The 11,788-nt window shown below is 65.6% G+C and carries 10 protein-coding genes; 7 read left to right on the top strand and 3 right to left on the bottom strand.

The features are described 5' to 3' along the window. Window positions 1–2: 2 nt before the first annotated feature. The gene (locus I6F20_RS14465; RefSeq protein ID WP_225127148.1) at window positions 3–1,565 is read left to right on the top strand and encodes a glycosyltransferase family 39 protein; all 1,563 of its coding nucleotides are present in this window, start codon (window positions 3–5) and stop codon (window positions 1,563–1,565) included. An 8-nt stretch (window positions 1,566–1,573) separates the two neighbouring features. Here I6F20_RS14465 and I6F20_RS14460 read toward each other — a convergent pair whose 3' ends face one another. Beyond that, on the bottom strand, window positions 1,574–2,701 hold the full coding sequence (locus I6F20_RS14460) for a threonine synthase (protein ID WP_225126697.1): 1,128 nt from the start codon (window positions 2,699–2,701) through the stop codon (window positions 1,574–1,576). Between the two features lie 348 nt (window positions 2,702–3,049). Between I6F20_RS14460 and I6F20_RS14455 the strand changes: the two genes are divergently transcribed. The 4 genes from I6F20_RS14455 (at window position 3,050) to I6F20_RS14440 (ending at window position 6,628) form a co-directional block, all read left to right on the top strand. Continuing rightward, entirely contained in the window at window positions 3,050–4,306 is a 1,257-nt protein-coding gene (locus tag I6F20_RS14455; protein ID WP_036028644.1) for a GTP cyclohydrolase II, read from the top strand. A gap of 5 nt (window positions 4,307–4,311) precedes the next feature. After that, the gene (locus I6F20_RS14450) at window positions 4,312–5,550 is read left to right on the top strand and encodes a URC4/urg3 family protein (RefSeq protein WP_225126696.1); all 1,239 of its coding nucleotides are present in this window, start codon (window positions 4,312–4,314) and stop codon (window positions 5,548–5,550) included. 167 nt (window positions 5,551–5,717) lie between these two features. Then, window positions 5,718–6,347: a uracil phosphoribosyltransferase gene (gene upp, locus I6F20_RS14445; RefSeq protein WP_036009715.1), complete on the top strand. Its 630-nt coding sequence runs from the start codon at window positions 5,718–5,720 to the stop codon at window positions 6,345–6,347. Between the two features lie 68 nt (window positions 6,348–6,415). Next, complete coding sequence (locus I6F20_RS14440; protein ID WP_225126694.1) at window positions 6,416–6,628, top strand: hypothetical protein; 213 nt, start codon at window positions 6,416–6,418, stop codon at window positions 6,626–6,628. 18 nt (window positions 6,629–6,646) lie between these two features. Here I6F20_RS14440 and I6F20_RS14435 read toward each other — a convergent pair whose 3' ends face one another. Next, window positions 6,647–7,756 (bottom strand): M48 family metallopeptidase, encoded by a 1,110-nt coding sequence (locus tag I6F20_RS14435; RefSeq protein WP_225126693.1) that lies wholly within the window; start codon window positions 7,754–7,756, stop codon window positions 6,647–6,649. Between the two features lie 3 nt (window positions 7,757–7,759). Further along, entirely contained in the window at window positions 7,760–8,905 is a 1,146-nt protein-coding gene (locus tag I6F20_RS14430; RefSeq protein ID WP_225127147.1) for a DUF898 family protein, read from the bottom strand. 307 nt (window positions 8,906–9,212) lie between these two features. Here I6F20_RS14430 and I6F20_RS14425 point away from each other — a divergent pair, with 307 nt between their 5' ends. Together I6F20_RS14425 and I6F20_RS14420 are read left to right on the top strand one after the other, a co-directional pair. After that, window positions 9,213–10,478 (top strand): cytochrome P450, encoded by a 1,266-nt coding sequence (locus tag I6F20_RS14425; protein WP_225113917.1) that lies wholly within the window; start codon window positions 9,213–9,215, stop codon window positions 10,476–10,478. Window positions 10,479–10,502: 24 nt separating this feature from the next. Then, a complete protein-coding gene (locus tag I6F20_RS14420; protein ID WP_225126692.1) occupies window positions 10,503–11,777 on the top strand; it encodes a cytochrome P450 in 1,275 nt (424 codons plus the stop codon). The last annotated feature ends 11 nt before the right edge of the window (window positions 11,778–11,788 follow it).

The raw sequence follows: 11,788 nt of genomic DNA, 5'->3' as shown, positions 1-11,788 counted from the left end.
TCATGGCCGCAGCGATCATCGCCGCGATGACGCTGCTCCGCATCGTCTATGCCTCGGCCATCGAGCTGCGCACCGACGAAGCCTATTACTGGACCTGGTCGAAGGAGGCTGCGCTCAGCTTCCTCGATCATCCGCCCGGCATCGCCTGGCTGATCCGCTTCGGAACCGCGATCTTCGGCGATACCAATCTCGGCGTCCGCTTCGGCGGCATCGTCGCCATGCTGGTGACGCAGCTATTGCTCGCCGACATCGTCCGCCGCCTCACCCATGATGCGCGCACGATCGTGTTCGCGGTGCTGATGCCGGAGGCCGCGCTTTATTACGGCCTGTTGATGGCAAAGGTCGCGCCCGACGTCGCCATGATCCCGTTCGCGGTCGCGATGATGTGGTCGCTGGTGCGGCTGGCGCAAAGCGGCGATGGCCGCTGGTGGTTGGCGGCCGGTCTGTTCGCGGGCCTCGCGATGCTGTCGAAATTCACCGTGGTCATGTTCGCGCCGGCGGTCGCCGCCTTTCTGCTGGTGCCGGATTGGCGCTGGCGCTGGCTGCGCAGTCCTTACCCCTATCTCGCCGTGCTGGTCGCGCTAGCGGTGTTCTCGCCGGTGCTGATCTGGAACGCGCAGCACGACTGGGCCTCGTTCCGTTTCCAGGGCGTGCGCGCCACCGCCAATTACGGCATCTCGCTGCGTACGATCGGCGATTACATCGGCCTGCAATTCGGTCTGGTCGGTTTCGTCTTGCTGCCGGTGGTGCTGATGGGCCTGGTGCTGACGGCGTGGCGCGGCTATCGCACGCGCGAGCCGGTCGCGATCCTTTTGTCGAGCGCGGTGCTGGTGCCGTTCGTCTACTTCTTCTTCAAGTCGCTGACGCTTCGCGTCGGCGACACCTGGCCGATGTTCATGTGGCCGGTCGGTTTTGCCGCCACCGCGGTCAACCTCGTCACGATGAGGAAAGAGGGATGGTCCGCCCGAATGCTGAGGTCCTCGCTGTTCTGGGCCAGGACAGCGATCGTCTCGGGCATTCCCTTCGTCATCATCGTGTTCCTCTACTACGTTGCCGCGCCCTGGAATCTGCTCGGCAAGATCGACCCGATCGGCGCCGAGGCCGGCTACGAGCAGGTCGCCGCGCGCACGCAAGCGGCCCTCGACGTAACAGGCGCGACCTGGATCGCAACCACGGACTACCGCACCTACGCCATGATGCGCTGGCTGTTCCGGGGCCGCGTGCCCGTGATCGAGATCAACGAGCGCGGCCGTTTCCAGGATTTCCGCGACCCTGGCATGGACCGGATCAAGGGCCATGCCGGCATCTATGTCGGGCGCGAGCCGGACAACCGCGCATCACTGTGGGAGCACATTCCGGCGCAGCGCGAGCAACTCGCCACGGTCGAACGCCGTTGGCGCGGCGTCGTGGCTGATACTTATGTGATCGAAAAGCTCACCGGCTGGACCCCGCAGCTCTCGCCGCCAAAGGACTCGCCGCTGTTCCAGTGGAAGGTGCTGGCGGACGCCGGCGGGCGCTCGCGTTCTCTCTCCAAGCCTCTCCAGGAGCCTGGAGCGGGAGGGTAAGCGCGAGACTACTGCACGAGGTCGGCGACGGTGGTTGCGGCCTTGAGGCCGGTGCCGGTGAGAACGGCGACCGTTGTTTCGTTCGCATTGATGGCGCCGGTTGCGGCGAGCTTGTCGAGCGCCGCAGCCGCGCTGGCGCTGGTCGGCTCGGCAAACAGGCCCTGGCGCGCGAGGCGGCGCAGGGCGGCGACGATCTCGTCCTCGGTGAGCGCGATGGTGGCGCCGCCGCTCTCGCGCAGGGCGGCGATGATCTCACGCAGGCGGAGGGGAGTCTTGATCGCGGTGCCCTCGGCAACGGTCTTGCTCACCCCGCGCGCGACGGGCGTATCGACACCGGCCTTGAAGCTTGCATCGATCGGCGAGCAATTGAGCGGCTGCGCCGCGAACAGGCGCGGCAGCTTCGAGATCTGCCCGGCCTTCATCAGCTCGCGGAAGCCGAAGGCGCAACCCAGCAGACTGCTGCCGGCGCCGACGGGAACGATGATGTTGTCGGGCGCGCGGAATCCCAGATCTTCCCAGATCTCGTAGGCCAGCGACTTGGTGCCTTCGAGGAAGAACGGCTGCCAATTGTGGCTGGCGTAGAAGGTCCGGCTCGACTGCCGGATGGCCTCGGCCTCGGATTCCTCGCGCGGGCCCTCCACGAGCTGCACGGTCGCGCCGTAGGCGCGCACCTGCGCGATCTTGGCCGGCGACGTCGAGGCCGGCGCCAGAATCTTGACGCGCATGCCGCCGGCCGCACCCAGCCCCGCCATGGATGAGCCGCCGTTGCCGGAGGAATCCTCCAGAATGGCGTCGACACCGATCTGTCGCAGGAACGACAGCATCACCGCCGAACCGCGGTCCTTGAAGCTGCCAGTGGGGTTGAACCATTCGAGTTTGAACAGCGGGCGCAGCGCGCCCCAGTCCTGCTGGACCAGCGGCGTGCAGCCCTCGCCGAGCGTGATCGGGTTCTCGATCTCGACCGGCAGCGCCGCCCGGTAGCGCCACAGCGAGCGCGTCCGGCCATCGATGTCCTCGCGTGAGATGCCCGCCCCCGGCGTCACCAGCAGCGGCGTGCGCTCGTCCGAGCACCAGCGCGGCTGGTCCATGGGATAGAGCTTTCCGTTGCGGGGATCGATGTAGCTGGCGGCAGGCATAGCAGTCTCCAAGGCAGGGCAGCGCGGTGCGCCGAACTTGAAGCCCACCGCACCAAACGAAGCAACACCTTGAAAACACGAAAAATGGAACTATTTCAATTCCTTAAACTGGCCTCGCAGGCCGAGCGGCAAGCGCGATGGGCGCGCTGGCATCGGATGCGACGGCCTGACGGCCCTCTCGATGACGGGAATTTGGCCCCGAACGGCCCCTGCGCCCTGCCACGATTAACTTGTCTGTCGTCGCCGGCCGCTACAATATGTTGGATTGAGCTTGCGCCGCCGGTTCGGCGTCGCAAGTGAGCCAGGCCCGTCCGAGCGGCGGGCCGTTGGCTTTTTGGGAGCCTGGACATGAGCCGTGCCAACCGTACCGACCACATCCGCCTGACCTCCCATCCGGAGCCGGGCCGGAAGGCCGCCTTTCCCATCCATTGGGGCGCCGCTGATGCGCGCGCGCGCGGGCCGATCATCGGTACGGTGTCGCGCGCCGGGGATCGCAACGTGATCGGCAGCCATGGCGGGTCCTACGCGATGTACCGCGCGCTCGCGGTCTCCGCCGGGGCGCTGGACCCGATCAGGCGTCCTGACCTCACCAATACCTTTCCGGCCGCCACCATCGGTCCGTTCGAGCAATGGACCGATCCCACAAAAATCGTCGCGCTCGATCCCTGGGGGCATCTGGTCGCCGAGAATTTTCGCCAGGAGATCGCCGAGGGCGCGGACATCCGCCCGAGCATCGCGGTGACGCGGGCGCGGCTCGACCTGCCGGAGATTCGCGATGCGCTCGCCGCAAAGCGGCTGCGCGCCGATGGCGAGGTCGTGCACGCCAGTGGCAGCGTATCGGTGGTGAAGATCGCGATCGATCCGGTGTGGTACCTGCCGGGCCTTGCGGCGCGCTTCGGCACCGGCGAGACCGAGCTGCGGCGCACGCTGTTCGAGCAGACCGCCGGGATGTTCCCGGAGCTGGTGACGCGCCCGGACATGAAGGTATTCCTGCCGCCGATCGGCGGCACCACGGTCTACCTGTTCGGCGACGTGACGAAACTGCCGGACCATCGCACCAGGATCACCTGCCGCGTGCATGACGAGTGCAACGGGTCCGATGTGTTCGGCTCCGACATCTGCACCTGCCGGCCCTATCTGATCCACGGCATCGAGGAATCCGCGCGCGGCGCGCAGGAGGGCGGGCTCGGGCTCGTCGTCTACAACCGCAAAGAAGGCCGCGCGCTCGGCGAGGTCACCAAATTCCTAGTCTACAATGCGCGCAAGCGGCAGGAGGACGGCGATGCGGCCGCCGCTTATTTCGAGCGCACCGAGTGCGTGGCTGGCGTCCAGGACGCGCGCTTCCAGCAATTGATGCCGGATACGATCCATTGGCTCGGCCTCAAGCGCATTGACCGCTTCCTGTCGATGAGCGACATGAAATACGACGCGTTGACCTCGCAAGGCATCGACATCGTCGAGCGTGTGCCGATCCCGCTGGAGCTGATTCCCGCCGACGCCCATGTCGAGATCGCCGCCAAGAAGGCCGCGGGCTACTACTCGACCGACATCGCACCGGAAAAGGACGTGAACGGCGTGGTCGGGCGTTCGCTGGAAAAATACTGATCGCGATGGCGGACGCTTTGGAATCGCAGGCACGCGCGCTGCTCACCGCAAAGGCGGTGCGCGCGCGCGCCGGGCAGATGCTCGAGCTCGGCCTTGCCGGCGGGCTCACCCATTTCACGGTCGATCTCGACCGCATCGATGGCGTTGCCGATGCCGTGCTCGCGGTGACCCGTAAAGCCTATCCGACGCTTGACATTCCCTTCCATGCGCGCTGGCGGCACTTCGTGCTCGGCGGCGTCGACCGCTGGGCCCGGCTTGCCGATGCTGCGTCCTGGCCGGATCGCGCGGCGCAAGCGCGCGCCGAGTTCGACCTCGCCATCGTCAGCGTGCTGCTCGATGCCGGCGCCGGCGCAGCTTGGCGCTATCGCGACAGCGTGACGGGAGCAGACGTAGGGCGATCGGAAGGGCTCGCGATCGCGAGCCTCGACATGTTCGCGAGCGGGCTGTTTTCGCGCGATGCGCGTGCGCCGTTCAGGGCCGATGCGGAGGTGCTTGAAAGACTGCCTCTTGGCTCACTCACCTCCGCCTTTCAGGTGACCGAGGCCAATCCGCTGCTCGGCCTGGAGGGACGCACCGACCTGCTGCGGCGTCTGGGCAGGGAGGTCTCGGAGCGTGCGGACGTGTTCGGCTTGCACGATACGCCGCGGCCGGGCGGGCTGTTCGATCATATCGCAGCGCATGCGATCGGCGGCGCCGTCGCTGCGCCCGCGATCCTGTCCGCGGTGCTGAACCGGCTCGGGCCGATCTGGCCGTCGCGACTTGAGCTTGCGGGCGTGCCGCTCGGCGATTGCTGGCGACATCCGGCGATCAAGGCGGACGACGGCACGGCAGGCCTCGTGCCGCTGCACAAGCTGTCGCAATGGCTGAGCTATTCGCTGATCGAGCCGCTGCAGCGCGCCGGCTTTGAGGTGACCGACATCGATGGCCTGACCGGGCTCGCCGAATACCGCAACGGCGGTCTGTTCGTCGATCATGACGTGCTGCGCCTGCGCGATGCCGCCGATGCCGCGCGTGCGCATGAAGTGGATTCGCTGCTCGTCGTGGAGTGGCGCGCGCTGACAATTGCATTGCTCGACAGGTTGGCGGGGCGCATTCGCGCCAAGCTCGGCCGCACCCCTCGGACCTTGCCGCTTGCGAGCATCCTCGAAGGCGGCACGTGGGCGGCGGGCCGCGCCATCGCATTTGCACGCCGTCCCGATGGATCGCCGCCGCTCAAGGTGATCAGCGACGGCACGGTGTTTTAAACCCTCTCCCCTAGTGGGAGAGGGTGGCTTCGCGAAGCGAAGCCGGGTGAGGGGTTGTCGCCGCGGGCACATCTCTCAGTTGGAGTTCGCGGAGAGATACCCCTCATCCGGCGCTTCGCGCCACCTTCTCCCACAAGGGGAGAAGGGAAAAGCAAGAGCATCTCATCATGGAAGGCGTCACGATCGTCGATCATCCGCTGGTGCAGCACAAGCTGACGCTGGTGCGGGACAAGTCCATCTCGACCAAGTCGTTCCGCGAGCTGATCAAGGAGATCGGCATGCTGCTGTGCTACGAGGTGACGCGCGACCTGCCGCTCACCGACACCGTGATCGAGACGCCGCTGGCGACGATGCACTCGGCCAAGATCGCCGGCAAGAAGCTGGTATTCGTGCCGATGCTGCGCGCCGGCACCACCTTCGTCGACGGCATGATGGATCTGGTGCCGACCGCGCGCGTCGCCCATATCGGGCTCTACCGCGAGCCGCACAGCTTTGCCGCGGTGGAGTATTTCTTCAAATCGCCGTCTGACCTCAGCGAGCGCCTCGCCATCGTGGTGACGCCGGTGGTCGCCACCGCCAACACCGCCGTCGCCGCCATCGACCGGCTGAAGGAGCGCGGCGCCAGGGACATCCGCCTCGCCTGCCTGATCGCCGCCCCGGAGGGGCTCGAACGGCTGCGCGGATTGCATCCGGACGTGCCGATCTGGACGGCCGCCGTGGATGAAGGGCTCGACGACAACGGGTTCATCCTGCCTGGCCTCGGCGATGCCGGCGACCGCGCCTACGGAACGCGGTAAGTGCTGGGCGCGTTTTAGGAACAGCTTCCACCGCGCGAGGTTCTCCTGCTTTGCGATGGAGAGCAACGATGACCTATCAGAATGACGACCGCAGGGCCGACAGAGCGCGCCGCAACAGCCCGGTCGGCTGGGCGGTCGGCGCGATCTTCGTGATCGCCGTGGTCGCGGCCGTCTTCTTCTACAATGGTCGCGAGTTCGGTCCCCAGACCACGACCTCGAATCCGAACACGGCGCCGAACGTCACCACCGGATCGAATCCACCTGCTCCGCCGGCGAAGTGATGCGCTAGGAGCGGGCCGTCACACCTTCCCGCTGCCGCAAATGCCCTTCAGTGCCTGCCACTCCTTGTCGGTCAGCAGCGGCGGGCCGCTGGCGGGCCGGTCCTCCTTCGTCATGCGCGCGAGGCGGTCCTCGGTCAGCGGATGGCTGGCGAGGATATTCGTCAGGCCGGAGCCGCCCTCTTTGCCGGTGATGCGGAACATCAGCTGGGCCGCGGGCTTCGGCGACCGGCCGAGCGCATGCATGATCTCGATCGCGAAAGTGTCGGCGCCGGTCTCGGCTTCGCGCGAATAGGACGCTTCGACCAGGCTGCGCGAGGCGAAGATCACGGCCGATGAGCCGGTGATGTCGCCGAACAAGAGGCCGATCAGGAACGAGGTGCCGCCGTTGTAGATCAGGCCGCGCATGTTGTCGTAATGCTTGAGATGGCCGAGCTCGTGGGCGAGGATGCCGGCGAGCTCGTCGGGACTCTCGGCCTTGTCGAGCAGGCCCTTCAGCACGAACACCTTGCCGCCGGGCAACGCGAAGGCATTCGGTATCGAGCTCGGCAGCACGCCGGCCGTCATTGTGTCGTCGAGGCCGGCCGCATCGCGCAGGCGGTTGACGAGCTTCGTGAACGCGGCCTTGCCCGCGGGGTCTTCGCACACGCCGCGGCCGAAGATGGTTTTCATCTGCACTTCGGCGGCGTCGCCGATGCGCCGTTCCACGGGCTTCGGCACCAGCGGCGCGAGCCGGTCGGCGGCGAGCGGCACGCCGAACAGGACGACGCAGACGATGGAGACGGCGGCGGCAACCGACCAGCCCACGATTTTCGCGACGCCGCTGCGCGTCGTCCGGTGCTCGTCGAGGCGCGTGCAGCGCGCGGCTACGTCCGCGGCGAGCACGGCATCGCGGATCTCCAGCCGCGCCAGAGGCGGTGCGGACGTCGCAGCCAGGCGCAGGATTCCGGGGGGACTGTCGGCGCGGCGAACGTCGGCATAGGCCCAGCGAACAGGCGTTGCGCCGTCCTCGGCGATCTCGAGCGCATCACTGAGCGTCAGCGTCACCTGCCGTCTGCGGCTCGACACGCCGTCGAAGAAGATGGTCGGACTCTCCGACTGCGCCGGGGTCTCGGCAAACACGTCACTCACAGCTCAGAATCCCGCGACATCGAGTCCGTCGGCAAAGCCTTCGCCGAGCGCGCCGGCAAGCTGACCGCTGCCGCGCACGTCCGCCGCGGCCCAGATGTTGTGCACCTCGACGGTCTCCAGCACCTTGGCCCAAAGATCGCGTTGAAGATAGACCCGCATGACGATGTTGATGGCAAGAGCGAGCGCGAAATAGCCGATCACCATCATCGCCACCATCGGGATGCTCTTCGTCGCATTGTCGCCGGCGAAGATCTCCTCGGCGGAAACGCCGGTGAGCGAGACGACCAGGAAGGCGCTGCCGCCCATATAGGCTGCGAACGCGACCGTGAGCAGCATCCACCAGCCGATCACTTTCCAATACAGGCCGTAGAAGGCATCATGAGGCAATTCCGAGGACAGGCTGACGCCACCGATGCGGATGCCGTCGAGCCACCAGCGCCATTCGCGCGCCTTGAACTCGGCGTAGAAGAACGGTGCGAGCGGGAAGATGAGGAGCGCGATCGGGCTGAGCAGCCAGAGCCACCAGCCGCGCTTGAAGAAGGTCCAGCCGTCGGCGTCGAAATCGCCGCGGAGATCGCCGTAATGGGTGTGCCGCATCTTGTAGCGTTCGAGCGCCGCCGCGCGCCAGGGCAGCGCGAGACCGAGCGTCAGGAGCACCAGCAAGCCCCATAGCATGGCGCGAAACGCGTAAGCCCAGCCGGAGCCGTCCATCCAAAAGCGGACGCCGCGCCAGACCGTGCGGGTCAGGCGGTAGCGCCGCGCGCGAAAAATCGCGAACTGGCCGAAGGCGTAGAAGGCGATGAATAGCGGCGTCGAGGCAAAGGCCTGCCAGCGCTCGAACTCGATGCCAATGAGAAAATAGGCGAGATAGATCGGCACCAGGATCGCGAGCGCGAACAGGAAGCCGACCAGGAGCTCCTTGGCCCGTCCGGTGTATTCGGCCGCATCGCCATCGATCGCGGTGTGCGTCCACAGATGACGGCGGATGTCGGTGACGAGCCAAAACCGGTAGAAGCCGAAGGTCACGAGCTCGAGCATGGCACCCTTGGTGACCATTTTGCGGAACTCGGAGCGGCTGCCGGAGAAATCGACCCGCGTCGCCGGCAGCGGCGGGGGCAAGGGTTCGGACCCGATCGGGGTCCATTGCATGTCGTTCACGGCGGCAACCTCGGGATGCGGATCTGTTCCGGCCAAACTATAGATCAGAGATTAGTCGATCCCCAAGATGAGCGGGTTCGATTTAGCTCGATTCCAGCGGGCTTCTCGCACGATTCTCTGTCGTTCGACGTGCGGGAGGTCACGTTCTCGTGGCCGTGACGATCGTGCAACGCGCTCGTGAAGGCTGGATGAGGCAAAACTCTCCCTTGCCCCGGCGCAGACAACCGGCTGTAATTGCAAATCAAATACCGCAGCGCAGAATTCAACGACGTGCGGTTCATATCCAGGGAGAACGGTCATGCATGGGACCATCGAAAGCGCGGCCAAGCTCGACGCCTTGCGCGAGCGCGCCATGTCGCTGCCGCTGGAGCAGTTCGATCCCGGCGACCCCGAATTGTTCAGAACCGATACGTTCTGGCCCTATTTCGACCGGCTGCGCCGCGAGGATCCCGTGCATTACTGCAAGGACTCGATGTTCGGGCCGTACTGGTCGGTGACGCGCTACAACGACATCATGGAGATCGAGACCAACCATGCGGTGTTCTCCTCGGCCTCCGCGCTTGGCGGCATCACCATCCGCGACATCGATCCGGATCTACGCCGTGAGAGCTTCATTTCGATGGACCCGCCGCGCCATGCCGCCCAGCGCAAGACCGTGGCGCCGATGTTCACGCCGACGCATCTGGACAATCTCGCCATCAACATCCGCAAGCGCTCGGCCGAGTGCCTGGACAACCTTCCCCGCGGCGAGGTGTTCGACTGGGTCGACCGCGTGTCGATCGAGCTCACCACGCAGATGCTTGCGGTGCTGTTCGACTTCCCCTGGGAGGATCGCCGCAAGCTGACGCGCTGGTCCGACGTCGCCACCACGATTCCCGGGCCTGACGGCCTGGTCGCGACCGAGGACGAGCGGCAGGCCGAGCTGACGGAATGTGCGGCCTATTTCTCGAAGCTGTGGAAGCAGCGCATCGAACAGCCGCCGAAGAGCGACCTATTGTCGATGATGGCGCATGGCACTGCTACGCGCGACATGGATGCGAAGAACTTCCTCGGCAATCTCATCCTCCTGATCGTCGGCGGCAACGACACCACGCGCAACACCATGTCGGGCTCGCTTCTCGCGCTGAGCCAGCATCCGGAGCAATATCGCAAGCTGCGCGAGAACCCTGACCTGCTCGACAGTTTCGTGCCGGAGGTGATCCGCTGGCAGACGCCGCTCGCGCATATGCGCCGCACCGCGCTCTCCGATTTCGAGTTCCGCGGCAAGCAGATCAAGAAGGGTGACAAGGTCGTGATGTGGTACGTCTCGGGCAACCGCGACGAGGACGTGATCGACAGGCCCTACGAGTTCATCATCGACCGCGCCCGCCCGCGTACGCACCTGTCCTTCGGCTTCGGCATCCATCGCTGCGTCGGCCTGCGGCTCGCCGAGCTCCAGCTCAAGATTATTTGGGAGGAAATTCTCAAGCGGTTCGACCATATTGATGTGGTCGGCGAACCCACCCGGGTCTATTCGAGTTTTGTAAAGGGTATCGAAACGCTGCCGGTGAAGATTGCTGCGTGAGTCGAACGCAACGGAGCCACGATCATGAACATCCAAGCGCCGGTTAAAGTGGACAAGGCCGAACGCATGCGGAAGGCGCGCGACGAGGCCTATGCGACGCCGTTGTCGCAATTCCACCCCGGCGCGCCCCGGCTGTTCCAGGACGACACGCTGTGGCCCTGGTTCGAGCGGCTGCGTAAGGAAGAGCCGGTGCATTACTGCACCAATGCGCCGATCGAGCCGTATTGGTCGGTGGTGAAGTACAACGACATCATGCATGTCGACACCAATCACGGCATCTTCTCCTCGGATTCCAAGCTCGGCGGCATCTCGATCCGCGACGTGCCGGAAGGCTACGACTATCCGAGCTTCATCGCGATGGACCAGCCCCGGCATTCGGCGCAGCGCAAGACGGTGTCGCCGATGTTCACGCCGACACACCTGGACGAGCTGGCAAAGCTGATCCGCCAGCGCTCGCAGACCGTGCTGGACAATCTGCCGCGCAACGAGACGTTCAACTTCGTCGAGCGCGTCTCCATCGAGCTGACCACGCAGATGCTGGCGACCCTGTTCGACTTCCCCTGGGAGGAGCGGCGCAAGTTGACGCGCTGGTCCGACGTTTCCACCGCGCTGCCCAAGAGCGGCATCGTCGCCAGCGCCGAAGAGCGCCGCCGCGAGATGGACGAGTGCTACGCCTACATGTCCAAGCTCTGGAACGAGCGTGTCAACTCCGCGCCGCGCAACGACCTGTTGTCGCTGATGGCCCACAACGAGGCCACGCGCCACATGGACCCCGACAACCTCATGGGCAACATCATCCTGCTCATCGTCGGCGGCAACGACACCACGCGCAACACCATGACCGGCTCGGTGCTGGCGCTGAACGAGAACCCGGAGCAATACGAAAAGCTGCGCGCCAATCCGGAGCTGATCGATTCCATGGTGCCGGAGGTGATCCGCTGGCAGACGCCGCTGGCGCATATGCGTCGCACCGCGCTTGCCGATACCGAGATCGGCGGCAAGCACATCAGGAAGGGCGACCGGGTCGTGATGTGGTACGTCTCCGGCAATCGCGACGAGGAGATGTTCGACAAGCCGAACGAGTTCATCATCGACCGCCCCCGCCCGCGCACGCACCTCTCCTTCGGCTTCGGCATCCACCGCTGCGTCGGCATGCGCCTCGCCGAGCTGCAGCTCAAGATCGTCTGGGAGGAGATGCTGAAGCGCTTCGACCGCATCGAGGTGGTCGGCGAGCCCAAGCGGATCTATTCGAGCTTCATCAAGGGATATGAGACGCTGCCGGTGCGGATTCCGGGCTGAGCTCTCTCCTA

This window comes from Bradyrhizobium sp. IC3123 (assembly GCF_020193625.1).
GTDB classification, from domain to species: Bacteria; Pseudomonadota; Alphaproteobacteria; order Rhizobiales; family Xanthobacteraceae; genus Bradyrhizobium; species Bradyrhizobium yuanmingense.
This window is presented reverse-complemented; position numbering and strand designations above follow the sequence as displayed.